The following is a 20,369-nucleotide window of genomic DNA, read 5'->3' on the forward strand; positions in this document are numbered from 1 at the left end:
CATCGATGTCCCGTCTCATTCCCGGCGTTCTCGCCATGGCCGCGATCGTCGTGGCCTCCAACATCCTCGTGCAGGTGCTCCTGGGCCAGTGGCTCACCTGGGGCGCGCTCACCTATCCCTTCGCCTTCCTCGTCACCGACCTGATGAACCGCCTCTACGGCCCCGCCACGGCGCGCAAGGTCGTGCTCGCCGGGTTCGTGACCGGCATCCTCTGCTCGCTGATCGGCACCCAGATCCAGGGTGAGTTCGGCCCCCTCGTCACCTGGCGCGTCGCGCTCGGCTCGGGGCTGGCCTTCCTCGCCGCACAGCTCACCGACATCGTGGTGTTCGACCGGCTGCGCGGCGGGCGCTGGTGGCGGGCGCCGCTGGCGTCCAGCGTCGTGGGCTCGGCGCTCGACACCGCGCTGTTCTTCTCGATCGCCTTCGCCGCCTCGCTCAGCTTCATCGAGCCGGGCAACGACGTGTCCTGGGCGAACGAGGCGCTGCCGCTGCTGGGCCTCGGGCCGACCGTCCCGCTGTGGGTGTCGCTGGCCGTCGCCGATTGGGGTGTCAAGCTTGCCCTCGTCGTGATCGCGCTGGTGCCATTCCGCCTTATCGTTGGGCATTTGAGACCAAGGCTAGCGTAATTTCTTTTGACAAACACAAAATCCGTGCCAACCTCCAAGTATCGGAAACGCGTAGAAAGGAGGTGGTCCAGTGTCGAGAATGATGTTGGAGAAAGAGGTTGGAACAGTCGGAGGACAGGTCGCCTGAGGGCAGCCCCGCGGGTTTGACCCGCTCCGATTGGGCCCCCGGACGCATCGTCCGGCCCTAACTGGCCCATCTCCTAACCATTCGAAGGGCCGCCGAGATCCGGCGGCCCTTTTCGTGCGCGGCTCACAGATGCAGCGCCGGCGTGGGCCCCGCGCCCTCGACCTCCCACGCGGCCGACCAGCCGCCGCCCGACCGCGTCAGCGTGAGGTAATTCCGCTTTGCCGTGTACTTCGCCCACCGCCCCGGCAGCGACCGGATGCGGATCGGGTGCTTGGCCAGCGGCGCCTCGCCCAGATTGGCCAGCGCCCCAAGCGTCAGCGCCCAGGCCTTCGGCGGCGCCGGATGCGTCACCCCCGACGACACCAGCTGGTGCAGCGGCCCGTGGTCGGTATCCATCGTCGCCCGCGTCGCCAGGTGGATCTCGCCCGACAGGACGGTGACCGGCGCGCGGCCGTGCACCTCCAGCAGCGCGCGCAGGAACTCCTGCCATTCGGCCCGGTGCGCGCGGCTCTGCCACTGGTCACGCAGGTCGTCCTCGTATTTCTCCATCCGGCGGGTCAGCAGCATCAGGCTCTCGATCAGCGACAGGCGCGGCCCCAGCGCCGGAACCGACGACATCAGCATCACCCGCCCCTCGCGCGCCTCCGACAGCGCGTCGGTCAGCACCGTCCAGCCCGCGGGGCCCATCACCCGGTCGGGCCGCCGCTCGGATCGCAGGTCGGGGCCGATCAGGGTCAGGCCGGGCAGCGTCACCCGCCAGCCCAGGCTCCGGCCCGTCGCATCGGGACAGATCGGCGGCACCTCGTCCGCGGCGCAGGCGAACTGAAACACCAGGAACGCCTCGCGCGCGGCGTCGAACAGCGTGCGCCCGGCGTCGCAATCCAGAAGCCGCTCGGGCAACGAGCCCCAGCCATCGCAGATGTCGTGGTCGTCCCACATCGCCAGAGACGGGATCCTGGCCGACACATGGGCGATGTCGGCCTGCGCGAACTGCTGCGCGTAGCGGCGGAAAAAGGCCTCGGCCAGGGTCTCGCGCAGGGCCTGCCGCCGGTGCGCGTCCAAGAGCCGCGGCGTCATGTCGGGCCAGTCCTCGGTGATCGGGTCCGCCTTGGTGACCTCGTCGGCATAGACCTGGTCGCCACCCTGCAACAGCAGAGAGAACGGCGCCGCGGCATGATCCTCGCCCAGACGGCGCCACATCGCGTTGCGCTCGTCCTCGGGGCGCTCGAGGTCGCCCTCCTCCTGCCCGTTGCACGAGGCATAGGCGATCCGCATGTCACCCTCGATCACGGCATGCACCGGATAGCGCGTGCCCTCGAAATCGTACCAGGCGTCCGCACCGGCGGGCACGACGATGTCGTGCCGCCACGCCACCGCCCCGGCCCGCGCGCAGATCCGCGTGGGCTCGGCCGTGCCGAGGGGCGTCGTCACCGCGCCGGGCATCACGTCGTCGTGCCGGATCGTCAGGACGGCCAGCGTCACGCGGGCGCCCTCGGCCCCGCGAAAGTAGAGGATCGGTCCGGCCTCGGCCGCAGGCCGTGTCATGTCATCCACGTCGATCCCCTTTGGTCTGTGTCCGTCATCGTTACGACCCCACGCAACAGACCGGCAAGCGGTTCCGCCGCCGGGGGGTCGTCATCGGCGCAACGTGATGTATCTAGGATGGAAAGACCGACAAGGAGGCAGCCTTGCTGCGCGTCACCGACCGCATAGAAATCGAGGACTGGGAGATCGTCGAGCAGTTCGTCCATGCCGGCGGACCCGGCGGCCAGAACGTCAACAAGGTCGCCACGGCGGTCGAGTTGCGGTTCGAGGCCGCGCGCTCGCCCAACCTCCCCGAACCGGTCAAACGCCGCCTGCGCAACGTGGCGGGCCGGAAATGGACGCGCGAGGGCGCCATCGTCCTGCAGGTGAGCGAGACGCGCAGCCAGGCCCGCAACCGCGAGATCGCGCGCGAGCGGCTGGCCGAGATGATCCGAAAGGCGACGGAAACGCCCAAGCGTCGCATTCCCACGCGCCCCAGCCTCGGCGCCAAGCGCCGCCGCATCGAATCGAAGAAGCAGCGCGCCGAGGTCAAGGCGCTGCGCGGCAAGATCCGCGACGACTGAGACTCAGCGCCCCGACATCCGCCGCGACAGGGCAAGGTGCCCCAGCGCCACCAGCGCGCCGATCCCACCGGTGACGCCCAGCGCCGCCGGCCCGAAAGCATCCAGCACGCCGCCGCCAATCGCCGAGCCCACCGCCGCGCCGACATAGATCGCCGCCGCGTTCAGCGCGAGCACGACGCTGGCGCTGTCGGGGGCGAGCGAGATCAGCCGCACCTGCTGCGCCGCGCCGAACGACCAGCCCACCAGCGACCAGAACACCACCAGCGCCACCAGCGCCGCGTTGGCCAGCGGCAGCAACGCGAACAGCGGCATCGTCAGCGCCTGGATGCCCGTCAGCATCAGCAGCGTCGCCATCGGCCCGATCCGGTCCGCGACCCAGCCGCCGGCAAGGTTCCCCGCCACCGCGCCGACGCCGTAGACCACCAGGACCGCCGAGATGCCGTTGCGGCCATAGCCCATCTGCGTCTCCAGCAGCGGGCCGAGATACGAGTAGACCACGAAGATCGCGCCGAGGAAGGTCGTGGTGAACATCACCGCCAGCATCGTCCGGGCCGAACCCAGCACGCGGCCCAGGTCGCGCGGCGACACGGGGGTAAAGCTCAGCCCCGCGGGCACGATGACCCAGATCGCCACCGCAGCCGGCACCGACAGCGCGGCCACGATCCAGACCGCCGCCCGCCAGCCGAAGGTATAGGCGATCCAGCTGCCCGCCGGCACGCCCGCCACTTGCGCCAGCGTGATCCCGAACAGCACCGCCGCCAGCGCCTGTGCCCGCCGCTCGGGCGGCGCCAGACGGGCGGCCACGGCCGAGGTGACCGGCGTGAAACATCCCGCCCCGGCGGCGGCCACGATCCGCGACAGGTGCAGCGGCAGCTCCGACGGCGCCAGCGCGCAGGCCGCGTTGGCCACCGCGAACACCGCCAGCGCGCCGGCCATAACCCGCCGCCGCCCGACCCGGCCCGTGGCCGAGACCAGAAGCGGCGAGAAGATCGCGTAAGACACCGCGTAAGACGTGATGAGCCACCCCGCCCGGCCGGACGACAGGCTCAGATCGTCGGCCAGCGGGCCGAGCACGCCGATGATCACGAAGGCGCCCATGCCGATGACGAAGTTGCCCGCCGACAGGACGACGAGAACGGGGGCGAGCGACGCCCCGGCGGCGGGTTGGGTCGTGGCGGTCACGGGAGCTCCGATGTCGGGACCGGGCGGAGTGTAGTGCGGATCGCCGCGCGGGACAGGGATGATCGTATGACGGTTTGTGCATACTCTGTGCACGCATAGTGCACGGAGGGTGACATGAAGATCGGCATCGTCGGAACCGGAATGGTGGGCAGCGCGGCGGGCTTCGCCCTCGCGCTCGAAGGGGTGATCGAGCGCCTTGTCCTGGTCGACCAGAACACCGCCCTCGCCCGCGCCCAGGCCGAGGACATCGCCCACGCGGTGCCCTTCGCCTCGTCCGTCATGGTGGATCACGGCGACTACGACGCCCTGTCCGGCGCCGGCGCCGTCATCATCGCCGCCGGCGTCAGCCAGAAGCCCGGAGAGACGCGGATGCAGCTTCTTGACCGCAACGCAGCGGTGTTCCGCGAGGTCGTCGGAGAGATCCGCCGCGTCTGCCCCGACGCGATCCTGCTGGTCGCCTCGAACCCCGTGGACATCATGACCGATGTCACCCTGCGCCTCAGCGGCCTCCCCCGCGAGAGGGTCATCGGCTCGGGCACCATCCTCGACACGGCCAGGTTTCGCTGGCTTCTCGCGCGTCACCTGGGCGTCGCGCCCCGCTCGGTCCATGCCTACGTGCTGGGCGAACACGGCGACACCGAGGTGCTCGCCTGGTCCAGCGCCCGCGTCGGAACGGTGGACCTCTCACGCGCAGCCGCGCAGGTCGGCGCCCCGGTGACGGCCGAGCTGCGCGAGCGCATCGACACCGGCGTCCGCCGCGCCGCCTACACCATCATCGAGGGCAAGGGCGCCACGTGGTACGGCATCGGCGCCGGCCTCTCGCGCATCGTCGCCGCCATCGCCCGCGACGAGCAGTCTGTGCTTTCGGTCTCGGGCCGCACGCCAAACCTCTCGGCGATCGCCGACGTCACCCTTTCGGTGCCCCGCGTCGTCGGCGCGAACGGCATCGTGGCCGACCTCATGCCCGATCTCGCGCCGGAGGAATCCGAGGCGCTCGAGGCCTCCGCCACGATGCTCGCGGCCACGGCAGCAGGAGTCACCGTCTGAGCGTCACGCGGCGCGCGGCAGGATGTCGTTCTCGATCATCGCCTGGAGATCGCCGAAATACCCCGCCGAGCGCGCCGGCCGGTCCGGATCGGACGTGATCGCCACGGTCATGCCGCGGGCGGGGCAGACGCAGATGATCTGGCCGCCATAGCCCCGCGCCAGCGCATAATCGTCGCCGCCCACCTGCCCGAGAAACCAGCCGTAGCCATAGCCCAGGCCCGACCAGCGCGACCGCGTGACCTGCCGGAACGACCGCGACACCCACTCCGCCGACAAGACGCGCGTGCCCCCGATCTCGCCGTCGCGGCGGTACAACTCGCCGAACTGGGCCATGCCGCGCGGCGACAGGGCCATCTGGTTGCCGCCGAGATAGAAGCCCTGCGGGTCCTGCGTCCACGGCGGCACCTGGATGTCGAGTGGCGTGCCGATCCAGTCGCGCACCATCTGCAAGAGCGACCGGCCGCTCGCCCGCGCCAGCGCCGCGCCGAGGACGTGGAAGGACCCAGTGGAATAGAGCATCCGTCCGCCGGGCTCGGCCACGAAGGGCCGCCCCAGGGCATCCGCCACCCAATTCGCGCTGGCCACCCAGGCGCCGTAGTTCGGCCCGGAGGTCCGCTCGAGCCCGGCGCGCATGGTGACCAGGTCCTCGAGCGTGATGGCGCCGACACCCTCCGCTGCGCCCGCCGGGATCAGGTCGGGCGCGACGGCGTCTAGGCGCGCGGTGACCGACGGCACCACCTCGCGGTCGATCGCGGCGCCGAGCACCGCGGCGACGATGGTCTTGGAGACGGACTTCACGTTGACCGGCGTATCCAGCCCCGGTCCGCGCAGGGCGACGGCCAGCCGCTCTTCCCCGTCCTGCATAACGAGGATCGACCGCAACTGGTCGAGACCGGCCGCCCGCGCGCGCACCCGATCCCACGGATCGGTCTGTGCCCGCAGCAGCGCCGGGGCGGCACAGCTGGCGGCCGTCAGTGTCAGGGCGTGACGGCGGGACAGGCGGATCGGCATCGGCAGGTTCCTCTTCGGCTCACCCGCGATATGGACGGGCCGGGCCCTCGGTCCAATCAGCGAAACGTGAGGCGGCCGATCCGGTGGTGCGCCTGCGGCGCATGCGATGTCCTGTCCCGCCTCCGGCGGGACGCGCGTGGGGGCGCCGCCCCCACACCCCCGGGATATTTCCGGGCAGAAGACGCGAAGGTTTCCCGTGAAACAATTCCGCGGGTCAGACCTCGACCTGCATCGGCATCTGCTGGCCGAGGCCGAAGACGCGCTTGTAGCGCTCGACCTCAAGCCCCGGTCCCATCGCCTTGTTCGGATTGTCCGACAGCTTGACGGTCGGGCGACCCTCGGCCGCGACGGCCTTGCAGACGAGGCTGAAGGGGGACAGGGCATCGCCGGGCACGAGGCCGCGGAAATCGTTCGTCAGCAGCGTGCCCCAGCCGAAGGAGACCTTCACGCGGCCGGCGAACTGCGCCTGCAGCGCCTTGATCTTCTCGACGTCGAGACCGTCGGAGAAGATCACCAGCTTGTCGCGGGGATCTTCACCGCGGGCCTTCCACCATTCGATCGCCTTCTCGGCCCCGACCGCGGGATCGCCGGAATCGATGCGGATGCCGGTCCAGCCGGCGAGCCAGTCGGGGGCGCCCTCGAGGAAGGCGGTGGTGCCGAACGTGTCGGGCAGGATGATCCGCAGGTTGCCCTCGTGCTCTTCGTGCCAATCGGCGAGCACCTTGTAGGGGGCGTTGCGCAGCTCGTCGTCGGTATCGGCCAGGGCGGCGTAGACCATCGGCAGCTCATGGGCGTTGGTGCCGATCGCCTCGACCTCGCGCCGCATGGCGATGAGGCAGTTCGAGGTGCCGGTGAAATTGTCGCCCAACCCCTCGATCATCGCCTGCACGCACCAGTCCTGCCATAGATAGGAGTGGCGCCTGCGGGTGCCGAAATCGGCGATCTTGAGGCCCGGCAGGTCGCGCAGCCGCTCGACCTTTTCCCACAGCTTGGTCATCGCGCGGGCATAGAGCACCTGCAGTTCGAACCGGCCCATGCCCTCGAGCACCTTGCGGGACCGGAGTTCCATCAGCACCGAGAGCGCCGGGATCTCCCACAGCATCACCTCGGGCCACTTGCCCTCAAAGGTGAGCTCGTACTGACCGTGGCGCCGCTCGAGGTGATAGGGCGGCAGACGCAGGTTTTCGAACCAGTCCATGAAGTCGGGGCGGAACATCTGGCGCTTGCCGTAGAAGGTGTTGCCGCGCATCCACGTGGATTCGCCGCGGCTGAGCGAGAGCGAGCGGATATGGTCGAGCTGCTCGCGCAGCTCGCCCTCGTCGATCAGCTCGGCCATCCGGATCGAGGTGGTGCGGTTGATCAGGCTGAACGTGACATGGGTGTCGGGGCTGTTGCGGAACACCGACTGGCACATCAGGAGCTTGTAGAAGTCGGTATCGATCAGCGACCGCACGATCGGATCGATCTTCCACTTGTGGTTCCAGACGCGGCTGGCGATGTCGACCATGGGCGGGCTCCGGTTGCTGGCCAACGGTTAAAGCAGCCGCCGGACGGGGTGGCAAGTTGCGGACAGGGCGTTCCCGCGTGCTAGTCCAGCGCGACGCCGGCCTCGTACAGGCCGCCACGGGCGGCCTCGAGCGAGCCGTCCAGGTCGATGCCGCGGCACAGGCTTTCGATCACGCTGGTGCGGAAGCCAAGCCGGGCGGCATCGAGGGCGGAGAAGTTGACGCAGAAATCCGTGGCGAGGCCGACGCAGACCACCGACTCGACATCGCGGCTGCGGAGATAGCCTTCGAGTCCGGTGGGCGTCTGGTGATCGTTCTCGAAGAAGGCGGAATAGCTGTCGATGTCGCGCCGGAACCCCTTGCGGATGACGACATCGGCGGGGTCTGTCCGCAGGTCGGGGTGAAAGGCGGCGCCGTGGCTGCCCTGGACGCAATGGTTGGGCCAGAGCACCTGGGGACCGTAGGGAAACTCCATCACCTCGAGCGGGGCGCGGCCGTCGTGCTGGCTGGCGAAGGAGGCGTGGCCCGCCGGGTGCCAGTCCTGCGTGAAGACGCGCACTGCGAAGGAATCGAGAAGGTCGTTGATGCCGGGTACGACGGCATCGCCTTCGGGCACGGCGAGCGCGCCTCCGGCGCAGAAGTCGTTCTGAACGTCGATGACGAGGAGGGCTTCGGTCGCGGGGCGCATGGCGGTCGGCCTTTGTCGTGCGTGGTCGGTCAGACCCTACGTCGGCACCGCGGCGCGTCAACCGGGGGCTTGCCGGCGCCGCGGGCCAGGGGCTATGGCGTCGGGCCATGGTGACTGTCGCCGCCCTCTATCGTTTCACCCGGTTCGCGGATCCGGATGCGCTGCGCGGACCGCTGCGCGAGGTCTGCGTGGCCGGCGGCGTGCGCGGCAGCCTGTTGCTGGCGCCCGAGGGCGTGAACGGGACGATCGCCGGGCCGCGTGCCGGGATCGACGCGGTGTTGCGCCATATCCGCGGTCTTCCGGGCTGTGCCGACCTGGAGTGGAAGGAGAGCCATGCTGACGAGATGCCGTTCGGCCGGCTCAAGGTGCGGCTGAAACGCGAGATCGTGACGATGGGCCAGCCGGACGTCGACCCGGTCCGCGACACCGGCACCTATGTCGCGCCCGAGGACTGGAACGCGCTAATCTCGGAACCGGACGTGACGGTCATCGACACGCGCAACGCCTACGAGGTGGCGATCGGCAGCTTCGACGGGGCGGTCGATCCCGGCACCGACGCGTTCGGGGATTTCCCCGGCTGGTGGGCCGAGAACGCGCACCGGTTCGAGGGGCAGCGCATCGCGATGTTCTGCACCGGCGGCATCCGCTGCGAGAAATCCACGAACTGGCTGAAATCGCAGGGCGTCGCCGATGTGTACCACCTGAAGGGCGGCATCCTCGACTACCTTGAGCGCGTGCCCGAGCAGGAGAGCCTGTGGCGGGGAGAGTGCTTCGTGTTCGACGACAGGGTGTCGGTGGGCCACGGGCTGCGGGTCGGGGCGGCCAGCCTGTGCCATGCGTGTCGGCGGCCGCTGCTGCCGGAGGACACCCTGCGCCCGGACTTCGAGCCCGGCGTGCAGTGCCGCCACTGCGCTGCCGAGCGCACCGAGGGCGAGCGCGCGCGCTTTCGCGAGCGGCAGCGGCAGATCGCCCTGGCGAAGGCGCGCGGGGCGCGGCATCTGGGCCCCGAGGCCGGGTGAGGGATCACGCCGGCGCGGCGTAGCCCGCGTCGATCATCGCCTCTGACAGAAGGTCGTAGGCGCGGGCCCAGGCATCGTGGATGCGCGGCGTCAGGTCGGGCCCCAGCGTATCATCGAGCGTGGAGAGGAGTGCGACGCCAACGTCGGCGTAGTGGTCCGGCCGCGCGCCCTAGCCGACATCCCGCTGCGCCAGGGCGGCGGCGGTCGGAAGCGCGGTGCCGAGGTCTTGCAGGCTGCGGACGATCGCGCCCAGGGCGCTGGCGTGCTTTTCCCGCTGGAGGGCGGGATCGTTGCGGAATAACGGCCGCATCTCGGGCGCGATGCGGAACAGGTGAGCGTAGAAGCGTTGCGTCAGCCTAGCCTTGTGGGGAAAGACCTGCGCGAAGCTGGTCTGGACGAGACGGACATCCTCGGGCGTCATCGGCGGCCTCATTCTGTGGCACTCGGGACGGTGCCACCGGACCGCCAACAATCCGTGAAACGCCCCCGGCCTCAGCCGGTCAGCGCGCAGATGCGCCGCACCGCCGCGGCGTAGCCCTCGACCCCGAGGCCCGCGATCATCCCGTCCGCCCGCGAGGCGACGTAGGAATGGTGGCGAAACGGCTCGCGCTTGTGGATGTTCGAGATATGCACCTCGATCACCGGCCCCTCGAAAGTGTTGAGCGCATCGAGGATCGCGACCGAGGTGTGGGTGTAGGCGGCGGCGTTGATGACGATGCCGCAGGCCGCGCCGCGCGCCTCGTGGATCCAGTCGACGATCTGCCCCTCGTGGTTCGACTGCTCCAGCCGGATGTCGACACCGGGGGTGCAGGCGCCGCGGCACAGCTCGGCCACGTCGTCGAGCGTGTCGCGGCCATAGATCTCGGGCTGCCGCTTGCCGAGCAGGTTCAGGTTCGGCCCGTTCAGGACGTAGATCGTGCGGGTCATGCGGGGGCGCCTTCCCGGAAAGTGGACATCCGACAGATGTGTTAGCGCGGTTCGGCGCCGAGCGACAGGCCCGGCGCCGGCGGGCTCAGCGCAGGCGAGCCAGCAGTTGCGGCGAAGGATCGCCCGTAGGCGACAGCCCGGCGCTGCGCTGATAGGCTGAGATCGCGGCGCGCGTGTCGGGGCCGACGACGCCGTCGGTACCCTGAGTGTCGAAGCCGGCGCGGGTCAGCCGCTGCTGCAGCGCAACGCGATCCTCCTTGGTCAGGCCGTAGCGGTCGGGCGGAAAGCTGCCGCGGATCGGCCCGGCCCCGGCGATGCGGTTGGCCAGGTGGCCCACGCCGATCGCGTAGTTGTCGGAGTTGTTGTAGCGCTTGATGACCGAGAAGTTCCGGCCCACGACGAAGGTCGGGCCGCCGGGCTGCGGTGTCAGCCGGCTGCCGCCACCGGGCGCCGCGGCTGTGCCCGCCTCGCCGACCCAGCGCTGGCCGCTGCGCCAGCCCGAGCGCGAGAGATACGCCGCGGCCGAGGCCAGCGCGTCGGTCGGATCCTCGGACCAGATGTCGCGGCGGCCGTCTCCGGTGAAGTCGACGGCGTAGGCCTGGTAGGACGTGGGGATGAACTGCGTGTGCCCCATGGCCCCGGCCCAGCTTCCGGTCATGCGGTCGGCGGAGATGTCGCCGTTCTGCAGGATCCTCAGCGCGGCGATCAACTGCTGTTCGAAGAACTGGCCACGGCGGCCGTCATAGGCCAGCGTCGACAGCGCCGAGACGACCGGGATGTCGCCGCGCCGGGCGCCGTAGCGGCTCTCGACGCCCCAGATGGCGGTCACGATTTCGGCCGGGACTCCATAGCGCTGCTCGATGGACGACAGCGTGCTGCCGTACTGGCGGAACATCTGCCGACCCGTCGCGACCCGCTCTTCAGAGGCGGCGATAGAGAGGTAGTCCTCGAGCGTGCGGGTGAACTCGGTCTGGTTGCGATCGCGCTCGATCACGCCGGGAAGATAGCCCGCGCCGCCAAGCGCCCGGTCGACCACCGACGAGTCGATCCCCGCCGACAGCGCGCGCCCGCGAAAGCCCGAGAGCCACGCATCGTAGCCCGCGTTCGGCACCGGGCGCAGCGTCGGATCCTCGGCCGGGGCGAGCGGCGCCTCGGCCCGGAACCCGCCGCCGCATGCGCCCAGCGTCGCGGCCATCCCCATCGTCACGAAACGTCTGCTCACCTGCATCGCGTGTCCCCGCCATTATCGTTGCCTCGCGCGCATCCTTGCCGGGAGTGCGCCGTCAGGCAAGCAATCGGCGCCGGGTCAGGGGCCGACCGGCGGGGTGACGCCCTTTTTGGCGCATTTTTTCAGGTAGGCCTGGGTCCAGTGGGAATACTTGCCCATGTCGGACTGCTGGTGGGCGAGCATCTCGACGAAGGCGTGCTGGTGCTGCGGCTTTTTGAGCGACTTGAACATCTTCTTCTGCGCCTTGGTCATCGAGCAGCCGATGCAATGTCCCTCGCGGCGGAACTTGCAGACGTCGATGCAGGGGCTGGGAAGCTTCTTCGCTTTGGCCATGGCGGGTCTTTCGGAACGGCGGACGGGCAGCCCCGGAATGGGACCGCCCGCCTGTGCCCGTGAGTGGGTTTGCAGGTTACTGGAAAACGGCGTTCGGGTTGTCGAGGCTGTCCGAACCCTCGAACCCGATCTGGTCGACACCGAGAGCAGAGACCGCCCGTTCGATCGAGCGCGTCTGTTCGACCAGCGCGTCGACCGCGTCCATGATCAGCGCCTCGCCATCTTCGTTGCCGCGCGCCAGCATCATGTCATAGCTGTAGCCGGCCTCGGCCGCGGTCTTGATGTGCGCCAGCTCGATCATCGTCTGGTTCAGATCCTGGCGCAGGGCCGCGTCGACCTCGGCGTCCGCCTCGGCCACCAGCGACGACAGCGACGGGCCCGACACGACCGAGCCGTCGGTGCGCACGTATTCTCCGAAATAGACGTTGTGGATGCCCATGCCGTCGTAGAAGTGACTGTTGTGGGTGTTGTCCGAGAAGCAGTCATGCTCTTCCTCGGGGTCGTTCAGCATCACGCCGAGCTTCATCCGCTCGCCCGCCTGTTCCCCGTACGACAGCGAGCCCATGCCGGTCAGCATCATCACGAGGCCCTGGTCGGCATTCTCGGTGACTGCGCCGCGCGCCTCGCCGCCGTCGGCCCACTGCCCGGCCATCCATTCCAGGTCGCTCACCAGAAGGTCGGTCGCGGCCTTGAGATACGCGCCCCGCCGGTCGCAGTTGCCGTTGGTGCAGTCGTCGCCCGAGGCGTAATCGGTCCACGAGCGGTTGCCGTTGCCGGCCTCGGTGCCGTTCAGGTCCTGCCCCCAGAGCAGGAACTCGATCGCGTGGTAGCCCGTCGCGACGTTCGCCTCGACGCCGTCGGCCTCGTGCAGCGTGTTTTCCAGCAGGTCGGCGTCGATCTCGCTCGCGTCGACCTCTTCGCCGGCCAGCGTGAACGTCTCGTTGGCGACCACGTTCAGCGCCGCGGCCTGGTTTGCATCGGTGGGACCGCCATAGGACGCGTCGACATAGTCGATCAGGCCCTCGTCCAGCGGCCAGGCGTTCACCTTGCCCTCCCAGTCGTCGACGATCGGGTTGCCGAAGCGGAAGGCCTCGGTCTGCTGATAGGGCACCCGCGCCTGAAGCCAGGCCGTCCTGGCCGCCTGCAGAGTCTCGGCCGAGGGGTCTTCCAGCAGCGCATCGACGGCGGCTTGCAGGTCCGTCGCCGTGGTGTGGCTGTCGGAATAGGCTGCCTCGGCAATGTCGGCGTAGGTCTCGAGCACGGCGGCCTTGTCCTGCGCGAGGGCCGGAGCGGCCAGGCCGGCGAAAAGCGCCGCAAGCGAGGTGACGGTACGGGTCATGGGAATCCTTTCAGGGTCAATGCAACGTGCGGCCGCGCGGCGGCGCACTGGCGATATCGGCCGAGACGGTGCGGCCGCGATGAAGGGCGAGCCCGAAGCTCTGCGCGAGCGAGGTGACAAGGGGCGAGACGTCGGCGCGCACCAGGAGCGTCGCGATCAGCATCGCGTCCTCGCGCTCGCCGGATGTGGCAAGCGTGACGAGATGGGCCAGCACGGCCTCGTCGGCGCCGACGCAGGAACAGGTCAGGCCGTGCAGCATGATCGGGCGACGTGCGTGACGCAGAACCAGCCCGACGAGATCCTCGAAGGTCGACAGCGCCTGGCGTCCCCGCGCCGGTCCCAGCCGGGCTGCGATATCGTTCCAGACCTCGGATTGCTCGTCCGGGCCTGCGCACCACAGGCGCAGGTAGCGGATGAACATCGCCTCGTCTTTGGGGAGCGAGTCGAAGGACGCGACGGACCGTGCACCGCGGGCGTCTCCGCCCTCAACGGACATGGTGCGCCTCGTCGCGCCGCAGCCAGTCCAGGACCGGTTCGAGCGGGCCGGAAAAGTCGGCATCAGCGGCGAAGAGATCGCCGAGCAACTCGTGCTGTTCGCGCGGTTGCCAGTCACGGCGCTGCCTAGTTGCATCGTCGCGGACGTTCATATCGCCGTGCCTCCTGTCGGGTTCTGCTATTTCCTGACAAAAATACTTGGTCGTGTCAAACCCCACATCCGGCGCCCCGCAGGCCCCTCGGAAACAGGGTCTTTCCGGGGCGAATGGACGGCAGACTTCACAGCGGCGCAAAATCTGATAATTAAAGTCGGGAAAGAGTCGCCGCCCGAGCGGGTGGCGCCGACGCGAGAAAGACAGACGATGACAGCTTCGACCGGCCCCCGCGATGTGCCCTCGCCCGCTCCGGCGCAGACCGGAGAGGACAGGACCCTCCTGGCGCATCTGCGGCTCGAGGCGTTGCAGTGCCGGGCGGCGGCGCGGCTCGACCTGACGGATGCCTGCCTGCACCTGTCCGCCACCCGCGAGGTGAGCGGCACCGAGGCGGTGCGCGCGCTGGTGCGCACGCTGGACCAGGCCCTGGGACGGGCGCCGCGTTTCTTCCGGCCGGGCAGCATCGACCGTTCGTTCGACGAGGCCTGGCTGATGGCGCTCGTGCACGCGGTACAGCGTGGGGACGAGGCCAGCGCCACGTTCCTTCTGCGCAGCCGTGTCGCCCCGTCGGCCCTGCGCTCGACGATTTTCCTGCTCAGCCGGGTCGCCACGAGCGACGCGCGCGCGGCAGCCCCCGAGGCCCCAGCCACCCGGCGGGCCGGATAACCGTCAGCGAAAGGAAAGATCGATGACCCAGACCGCGACCCAACTGACCCCCTCTGCCCAGGAGGAAATCACGACCGCGCTGAACCAGTGCCTGTCCGAAACCGTGGTCACCACCATGCTGGCCCAGAACTTTCACTGGAACGTCAAGGGCATGGCCTTCGGTCCCCTGCACGCTCTGTTCCAGGAGATCTACGAAGACCACTTCGCCGGGCAGGACGACCTCGCCGAGCGGGTGCGCGCGCTGGACATGCATGCCGAGGGGCAGCTTGCCAAGATGCTCGACCGCTCGAAAGTGGCCGAAGCGGACGGCCTCCAGACCGACCGCGAAATGATCGAACTGCTGGCAACCGCGCAGGAAACCGTGTCCAAGACGCTTGCGGGGCTCGGTGAACTGGCCGCGGGCCACGGCGACACGCTGACCGAGGACCTCGCGATCGAGCGAGGCCGGACGCACGACAAGTTCGCCTGGATGCTGCGCTCGCACCTGCAATAGGCGCCGACTGGACACGTGCCGGGGGGTGGGCGAGAGTGCGGCGATGGACGGCCAAGACGATCTGTTCGCCCGCCTCGCCCGGTCCCGGTTCCGCAGCCGGTTCCGGCTGAACGGGCGCGATCGCGCCTATGCCGATTCCAAGGGCCGCGACACGATCCTCTCCCACGCGCGCGATTTCGTCCGGCAGCGGCTCGCCCCCGCCGCGCCTCCGAACGATGGCCGGCAGACGCCGATGCGGGGGCATCCCGTCTTCGTCGCGCAGCACGCCACCGCGACGTGCTGCCGCGAATGTCTCTGGAAATGGCATGGCTACAAGCCGGGCCGCACACTGGAGCCGGACGAGCAGGAGCAGGTCGTCGGCGTGCTCATCCACTGGATCGACCGTGAGATGGGCCTTGTCCCTCAGGCGGCGCCGGACACCGGCGTGCGCCGGAAATAGAGCGACGCGACAAGCGCTGCGCCCACCGTCGTCACCGCCATGATGACCGCCAGCGGGCCGGCGCTGCTGTCCGCCATCATCCCGAGGCTGCTGCTGAGCAACGCGCCGAAGCCGAAACCCAGCCCGCCCAGCAGGGCCGAGGCGGTGCCCGCCGCACGCCCCTGCGCCGCCAGCGACAACGTCGTCATCGTCGGCATCGCGAAGCCCAGGCTCGCCACCAGCAGGAACAGCAGCGGCAGCAGCACCGCAAGCGGCAGCCACCCTGACAGGTCGAAGGCCAGGAGGATACAGGCCACCACGGCCCGGAACCCCAGCACGAGCCGCGCGAACAGGTTGGCGCCCAGCCGCCCCGACAGGCGCGGCCCCACTTGCGACGCGATCACCAGCCCCACCGCGTTCAGAGAGAAGGCCGTCCCGAATTGCAGCGGCGACAGGCCGTAGCCGGTGATCAGGATCGGAGAGGCCGCCGCGATATAAGTGTAAAGGCTCCCGCGGGTGAGGGTCAGGGCCGTGGCGTAGGGTATGAACTCGGCATCGCGGAACAGATTGCCATATGCGCGCACAACCTCGGCAGGCCGCCGCGCCGCGCGCCGCTCGGGCGGCAGCGTCTCGGGCATGAACAGTGCCAGGAGCCCCAGAACGCTCGCGGTGAAAACGCCCAGGACCAGGAAGATGGCCTCCCACGGGAAGGATTGCAGGATCAGGCTTCCGATCAGCGGCGCGATCACCGGAGCGACGCCGATGATCGACACCACCACGCCCATCATCCTGTCGGCATCGTTGCCGGTGAACCGGTCGCGGACCGACGACATCGCGATCACCATGCCCACGGATCCGCCCAGCCCCTGCAGGACGCGCCACGCCAGAAGCTCGGGCAGGCTGCCCGAGAAGGTGCAGCCGACGCAGGCGAAGGCGAAGGTGCCGAGCCCCGCCAGCGCCACGGGTCTGCGCCCCACACGGTCGGACACCGGGCCCAGCACCAGCTGCCCCGCGCAGAATCCGACGAAGAATGCCGAGATCGTCAGCTCGATCCGGCCGTGGCCGACGCCGAACGCCTCGGCCATGGCGGGCATCGCCGCAAGGTACATGTCCATCGACAGCGGACCCATGGCGGCGAGGCAGCCCAGGCAAAGGGCAAGAAGGCGGTCGGCGGCGGTCATAGAGACTCCGGTGCAGGGACGGACGGGGTTCGGAAGCGCCTCGGAGAGATGCCCCACGTTCCCGGACCTGCCACCGCAATCCGCGCACACCGGCTGTGCACGCGCCTCCCCGACGGCCGCGGCGGGCTCTGAACGCCACGGCGAGCATAGCGCTCCGGGCCCGCGGTCAAGGGGCGGCGGTCACTCGGTCCAGCGGGGGGCGGTCTTGTCGAGGAAGCAGTCGATCCCGTGCGCCGCCTCTTCCGTTTCCCACGAATCGGCAAGCCGGCGGATGCTGTCGTCGATCACCTCGGCGTCGATCCGCGGCCCGAGCGCCCGCGCCAGCGCCTTGGCCCGTCCCACCGCGCCGGGCGCGGTGGAGAGATAGGGCGCGACCTCGTCCTCGACCGCGTCGTCCAGCGCGGCCTCTTCGACCACTCGCGCCACGATGCCCAGCCGCACCGCCTCGTCGGCGTCGAAACGGCGAGCGGACATGAAGACACGCCGCGCGTTGCCCTCGCCCATCCGCGCGACGACGTAGGGGCCGATCGTCGCCGGGATCAGCCCCAGCCGCGTCTCCGTCAGGCCGAACCGCGTGGTGTCGGCGGCGATGGCGGTGTCGCAGACGCAGGCCAGCCCCACGCCGCCGCCGAACGCCCCGCCGTGGATCCGTCCGATCAGCGGGGTCGGCATCTCGTTCAGGGCGCCCAGCATCTCGGCCAGCTTGCGCGCCTCGCGCATCCGCTCGGGCCGGTCGGCCGCGATCTGCGCCTTCATCCACTCCAGGTCGCCCCCTGCGCAAAACACGCTTCCGCGGCCGGACAGCACGATGGCACGGGTGCTTTCCTCGGCGCCCAGGGTCCGGGCCATGTCCGTCAGCTCCGCGATCATCGCCGCTGCAAGGGCGTTGCGGCGATCCGGCAGATCGAGCGTCACGTACGCCACGCCGCGCGCATCGAAGTGGATATCGAGCGTCTCATAGATCATTGCGAACTCCTCAGACCGCGGGCGAACGCGGTGACCTCGGCCAGACGATCGTGGTTGATCCCAGTGGCGAATCCCCGTTCCTCGACAAGCCGTGCGACTGCTTCGGTGGCGACGTTGCCCTTGGCGCCGGGCGCGTAAGGGCATCCGCCCAGCCCGCCGATCGCGGCGTCGAAGGTCCGCAGCCCGTGTTCCAGGCTCACCGCGATATTGGCGAGCGCGGTGCCGTTCGTGTCGTGGTAGTGACCGGCCAGGCGCGCGGCCGGCAACTCGTGCAGCACGGCCTCCAGCATCGCGGCCACGGTCTCGGGCGTGCCCGTGCCGATCGTGTCGCCCAGCGAGATCTCGTAGCAGCCAAGCCCGGCCAGCGCCCCGGCGACCCGCGCGACATCGGCGGGTGGTGTCGGGCCGTCATAGGGGCAGTCGCACACGCACGAGACATAGCCCCGCACCGGCAGGCCGGCCGCGCGTGCAGCTTCGGCCACCGGGGCGAACCGATCGAGGCTTTCGGCGATGGTGCAGTTGATGTTCGCCTTGCTGAACCCTTCCGAGGCCGAGGCGAAGATGGCGACCTCGTCGACGCCCGCCTCGACCGCGCGCTCGAAGCCGTGCAGGTTCGGCGTCAGCGCGGAATAGACGACGCCCGGCCGCCGCGCGATCCCGGCCATCACCTCGGCCGCGTCGGCCATCTGCGGCACCCATTTCGGGCTGACGAAGCTTGTGACCTCGATCTTCGGCAGGCCGCAGCCGGACAGGGCATCCACCAGCCGGACCTTGTCCGGCGTGGCGATCAGCGCCTTTTCGTTCTGCAGCCCGTCGCGCGGGCCCATCTCGAAGAGCGTGACCCGCTCAGTCATCCTCGGGCTCCAGGCGCAGCAGGATCGTGCCGTCGGCCACCTGCTCTTTCTCGGTCACGAGCGTTTCGGCCACCACCCCGTCGCGCGGGGCCGGCAGGGCGTATTCCATCTTCATCGCCTCCAGCACGATCAGAGTCGCGCCAGCCTCGACGCTCTGCCCGGCCTGCGCGTTGACCATGCGGACCGTTCCGGGCATCGGCGCGGTCACCACGTCGCCCCCTTCCTGATCGACGGCCGCATCGTTCAGCGGATCGGGCAGGCCGTACGAGACGCTGCGCCCCTCGGCAAAGACCGTGATCCGCGCCCGGTCCCGCACGATGTCGATCCGTCGGCGCAGCCCGTCGACATCCACCGCGAAGGCCGTCCCGCCCAGCGGCTCGACCCGAAGGGACACCGACGCGCCCGGACCCTCGGCCTCGAAAAGGCCGCTGCGGCGCTGCGTGACGCGCCATTCGGCGGTGCCCTCGGCGGTCTCGAGCGTGGCGTGGTGCGCGTCTTCGGCCCAGTGACGCCAGCCCGCCAGCACCTCCCACGGGTCATCGCCCGACCGAGGCGTCAGCAGCCCGAGCGCGGCGATGGCGGCCACGGCGGGCACATGCGCCTGCGGAGCGCCCGGATCGGTCAGCGCGTCGATGTCCCGCGCGATCAGGCCGGTATCGACCGCGCCGCTGCGGACGCCCTCGTGCCGCGCGAGTGCGCCCAGAAAGTCGAGGTTCGTGACGGTGCCGGTGACCCTGCACTCGGCCAGCGCGGTTTCGAGCCGGTTCAATGCGGCGTCCCGTGTCGGGGCATGCAAGATCACCTTGGCGATCATCGGGTCGTAGAACGGGCTGACCTCGTCGCCCATCCGCACGCCGCTGTCGACGCGGGCCGGCGCGCGGACGAACTCGGCCGCGTCCGGCATCGCCAGGTGTTCGAGCGTGCCGGTAGACGGCAGGAACCCCTTCGCCACGTCCTCGGCATAGAGCCGCGCCTCGAACGCCCAGCCGTCGATCCGCAGATCGGCCTGGCGCATCGGCAGCGGCTCTCCCGCCGCGACGCGCAATTGCAGCTCCACCAGGTCGAGCCCGGTGATCGCCTCGGTGACGGGATGCTCGACCTGAAGACGGGTGTTCATCTCCATGAACCAGAACCCGTCGGTCCGCAGCGGGCCGGAGCCGTCGACGATAAACTCGACCGTCCCCGCGCCGCGATAGCCGATGGCCCGCGCCGCGTTGACCGCGGCCTCGCCCATCGCCGCGCGGACCTCTTCGGGCATGTGCGGTGCCGGCGCCTCTTCGATGACCTTCTGGTGCCGCCGCTGCAGCGAGCAATCCCGCTCGAACAGGTGGACGGCGTTGCCGTGGCCGTCGGCGAAGACCTGGATCTCGATGTGCCGCGGGTGGGTGACGAACTTTTCGATCAGGCAGGCCGGATCGCCAAAGCTCGACGCCGCCTCGCGCTGCGCGGAGGCAAGCGCATCAGCAAACGCGCCCGGCGTCTCGACCAGCCGCATCCCCTTGCCGCCACCGCCCGCACGGGCCTTTATCAGAACCGGATAACCGATCCGCTCGGCCTCGGCCGCGAGGCTTTCGGTGTCCTGCCGGTCGCCGTGATAGCCGGGCACGACCTGCACGCCCGCCTCGGTCATCAGCGTCTTGGCCGCGTCCTTGAGGCCCATCGCCCGGATCGCGTCCGCCGGCGGGCCGACGAACACCAGCCCCGCGCGCTCGACCGCGTCGACGAAATCCGGGTTTTCGCTCAGAAAGCCATAGCCGGGATGGATCGCCTCTGCCCCGGTCGCCAGCGCCGCGGCGACGATGCGGTCGCCCTGCAGGTAGCTTTCGCTCGCGGCGGCTGGGCCGACATGCACCGCCTCGTCGGCCATCGCGACATGCTTGGCGCCCCGGTCGGCTTCGGAATGGACGGCAACGGTCCGCACGCCCAGCCGCCGGGCCGTCGCGATCACGCGGCAGGCAATCTCTCCGCGGTTGGCGATGAGTATCTTCTTGAACATCGTCGCCC

The 20,369-nt window shown here is 69.7% G+C and carries 23 protein-coding genes and 1 pseudogene; 7 read left to right on the forward strand and 17 right to left on the reverse strand.

Features of this window, described 5'->3' with window-relative positions:
- Window positions 1-5: 5 nt before the first annotated feature.
- The gene (locus tag BMZ25_RS09895) at window positions 6-626 is read left to right on the forward strand and encodes a queuosine precursor transporter (RefSeq protein ID WP_092692974.1); all 621 of its coding nucleotides are present in this window, start codon (window positions 6-8) and stop codon (window positions 624-626) included.
- A 250-nt stretch (window positions 627-876) separates the two neighbouring features.
- Here BMZ25_RS09895 and BMZ25_RS09900 read toward each other — a convergent pair whose 3' ends face one another.
- A complete protein-coding gene (locus tag BMZ25_RS09900; protein WP_092692976.1) occupies window positions 877-2,298 on the reverse strand; it encodes an alkaline phosphatase D family protein in 1,422 nt (473 codons plus the stop codon).
- Between the two features lie 143 nt (window positions 2,299-2,441).
- Between BMZ25_RS09900 and arfB the strand changes: the two genes are divergently transcribed.
- The gene (arfB, locus tag BMZ25_RS09905; protein ID WP_092692978.1) at window positions 2,442-2,861 is read left to right on the forward strand and encodes an alternative ribosome rescue aminoacyl-tRNA hydrolase ArfB; all 420 of its coding nucleotides are present in this window, start codon (window positions 2,442-2,444) and stop codon (window positions 2,859-2,861) included.
- Window positions 2,862-2,864: 3 nt separating this feature from the next.
- Here arfB and BMZ25_RS09910 read toward each other — a convergent pair whose 3' ends face one another.
- On the reverse strand, window positions 2,865-4,043 hold the full coding sequence (locus BMZ25_RS09910) for an MFS transporter (protein WP_092692981.1): 1,179 nt from the start codon (window positions 4,041-4,043) through the stop codon (window positions 2,865-2,867).
- Window positions 4,044-4,157: 114 nt separating this feature from the next.
- Between BMZ25_RS09910 and BMZ25_RS09915 the strand changes: the two genes are divergently transcribed.
- Window positions 4,158-5,090: an L-lactate dehydrogenase gene (locus BMZ25_RS09915; protein ID WP_092692984.1), complete on the forward strand. Its 933-nt coding sequence runs from the start codon at window positions 4,158-4,160 to the stop codon at window positions 5,088-5,090.
- 3 nt (window positions 5,091-5,093) lie between these two features.
- Here the strand turns inward: BMZ25_RS09915 and BMZ25_RS09920 are convergent, their stop codons facing one another.
- The 3 genes from BMZ25_RS09920 to pncA form a co-directional block, all read right to left on the reverse strand.
- A complete protein-coding gene (locus BMZ25_RS09920; protein WP_092692987.1) occupies window positions 5,094-6,101 on the reverse strand; it encodes a serine hydrolase domain-containing protein in 1,008 nt (335 codons plus the stop codon).
- Window positions 6,102-6,315: 214 nt separating this feature from the next.
- Window positions 6,316-7,608, reverse strand: a complete 1,293-nt coding sequence (gene pncB, locus BMZ25_RS09925; RefSeq protein WP_092692992.1) for a nicotinate phosphoribosyltransferase — start codon at window positions 7,606-7,608, stop codon at window positions 6,316-6,318.
- An 80-nt stretch (window positions 7,609-7,688) separates the two neighbouring features.
- Window positions 7,689-8,294: a bifunctional nicotinamidase/pyrazinamidase gene (pncA, locus tag BMZ25_RS09930; RefSeq protein WP_092692995.1), complete on the reverse strand. Its 606-nt coding sequence runs from the start codon at window positions 8,292-8,294 to the stop codon at window positions 7,689-7,691.
- A 107-nt stretch (window positions 8,295-8,401) separates the two neighbouring features.
- On the opposite strand from pncA, the gene trhO reads away from it, so the two are divergent.
- The gene (gene trhO, locus BMZ25_RS09935) at window positions 8,402-9,313 is read left to right on the forward strand and encodes an oxygen-dependent tRNA uridine(34) hydroxylase TrhO (protein ID WP_092692997.1); all 912 of its coding nucleotides are present in this window, start codon (window positions 8,402-8,404) and stop codon (window positions 9,311-9,313) included.
- Between the two features lie 4 nt (window positions 9,314-9,317).
- Here trhO and BMZ25_RS21390 read toward each other — a convergent pair.
- The 8 genes and pseudogenes from BMZ25_RS21390 to BMZ25_RS20845 all read right to left on the reverse strand — a co-directional run.
- Window positions 9,318-9,464 (reverse strand): annotated as a pseudogene (locus BMZ25_RS21390) (hemin receptor); the annotation flags it as partial.
- An 18-nt stretch (window positions 9,465-9,482) separates the two neighbouring features.
- Complete coding sequence (locus BMZ25_RS09940; protein ID WP_092693000.1) at window positions 9,483-9,734, reverse strand: globin family protein; 252 nt, start codon at window positions 9,732-9,734, stop codon at window positions 9,483-9,485.
- Between the two features lie 71 nt (window positions 9,735-9,805).
- Window positions 9,806-10,240, reverse strand: a complete 435-nt coding sequence (aroQ, locus tag BMZ25_RS09945; protein WP_092693002.1) for a type II 3-dehydroquinate dehydratase — start codon at window positions 10,238-10,240, stop codon at window positions 9,806-9,808.
- Window positions 10,241-10,325: 85 nt separating this feature from the next.
- Entirely contained in the window at window positions 10,326-11,468 is a 1,143-nt protein-coding gene (locus tag BMZ25_RS09950) for a lytic murein transglycosylase (RefSeq protein WP_092693005.1), read from the reverse strand.
- Window positions 11,469-11,546: 78 nt separating this feature from the next.
- A complete protein-coding gene (locus BMZ25_RS09955) occupies window positions 11,547-11,801 on the reverse strand; it encodes a DUF1289 domain-containing protein (protein WP_092693007.1) in 255 nt (84 codons plus the stop codon).
- Between the two features lie 76 nt (window positions 11,802-11,877).
- Window positions 11,878-13,140: an imelysin family protein gene (locus BMZ25_RS09960; protein WP_092693013.1), complete on the reverse strand. Its 1,263-nt coding sequence runs from the start codon at window positions 13,138-13,140 to the stop codon at window positions 11,878-11,880.
- Window positions 13,141-13,156: 16 nt separating this feature from the next.
- On the reverse strand, window positions 13,157-13,636 hold the full coding sequence (locus BMZ25_RS09965; RefSeq protein ID WP_092693016.1) for a hypothetical protein: 480 nt from the start codon (window positions 13,634-13,636) through the stop codon (window positions 13,157-13,159).
- Entirely contained in the window at window positions 13,626-13,787 is a 162-nt protein-coding gene (locus BMZ25_RS20845) for a hypothetical protein (RefSeq protein ID WP_177190437.1), read from the reverse strand. The genes BMZ25_RS09965 and BMZ25_RS20845 overlap by 11 nt, the downstream gene beginning before the upstream one ends.
- A 210-nt stretch (window positions 13,788-13,997) precedes the next feature.
- Between BMZ25_RS20845 and BMZ25_RS09970 the strand changes: the two genes are divergently transcribed.
- The 3 genes from BMZ25_RS09970 to BMZ25_RS09980 are packed head-to-tail and all read left to right on the forward strand — an operon-like array spanning window position 13,998 to window position 15,385.
- A complete protein-coding gene (locus tag BMZ25_RS09970; protein ID WP_092693019.1) occupies window positions 13,998-14,453 on the forward strand; it encodes a hypothetical protein in 456 nt (151 codons plus the stop codon).
- A 22-nt stretch (window positions 14,454-14,475) separates the two neighbouring features.
- Entirely contained in the window at window positions 14,476-14,946 is a 471-nt protein-coding gene (locus BMZ25_RS09975; RefSeq protein WP_092693022.1) for a Dps family protein, read from the forward strand.
- A 43-nt stretch (window positions 14,947-14,989) separates the two neighbouring features.
- Complete coding sequence (locus BMZ25_RS09980; protein ID WP_092693024.1) at window positions 14,990-15,385, forward strand: DUF4186 domain-containing protein; 396 nt, start codon at window positions 14,990-14,992, stop codon at window positions 15,383-15,385.
- On the opposite strand, the gene BMZ25_RS09985 is transcribed toward BMZ25_RS09980, so the two are convergent.
- The 4 genes from BMZ25_RS09985 to BMZ25_RS10000 form a co-directional block, all read right to left on the reverse strand.
- The gene (locus BMZ25_RS09985) at window positions 15,349-16,545 is read right to left on the reverse strand and encodes a multidrug effflux MFS transporter (protein WP_092693031.1); all 1,197 of its coding nucleotides are present in this window, start codon (window positions 16,543-16,545) and stop codon (window positions 15,349-15,351) included. The two genes, BMZ25_RS09980 and BMZ25_RS09985, sit on opposite strands and share 37 nt — an antisense overlap.
- 180 nt (window positions 16,546-16,725) lie before the next feature.
- Complete coding sequence (locus BMZ25_RS09990) at window positions 16,726-17,508, reverse strand: crotonase/enoyl-CoA hydratase family protein (protein WP_092693473.1); 783 nt, start codon at window positions 17,506-17,508, stop codon at window positions 16,726-16,728.
- On the reverse strand, window positions 17,508-18,365 hold the full coding sequence (locus BMZ25_RS09995; protein WP_092693035.1) for a hydroxymethylglutaryl-CoA lyase: 858 nt from the start codon (window positions 18,363-18,365) through the stop codon (window positions 17,508-17,510). The genes BMZ25_RS09990 and BMZ25_RS09995 overlap by 1 nt, the downstream gene beginning before the upstream one ends.
- Window positions 18,358-20,361, reverse strand: coding sequence for an acetyl-CoA carboxylase biotin carboxylase subunit (locus tag BMZ25_RS10000; RefSeq protein WP_092693040.1), 2,004 nt, complete (start codon window positions 20,359-20,361; stop codon window positions 18,358-18,360). Before BMZ25_RS10000 ends, BMZ25_RS09995 begins: the two co-directional genes overlap by 8 nt.
- Between the last annotated feature and the right edge of the window lie 8 nt (window positions 20,362-20,369).

The organism is Tranquillimonas rosea, assembly GCF_900111315.1.
In the GTDB taxonomy this organism is placed as follows: Bacteria; Pseudomonadota; Alphaproteobacteria; order Rhodobacterales; family Rhodobacteraceae; genus Tranquillimonas; species Tranquillimonas rosea.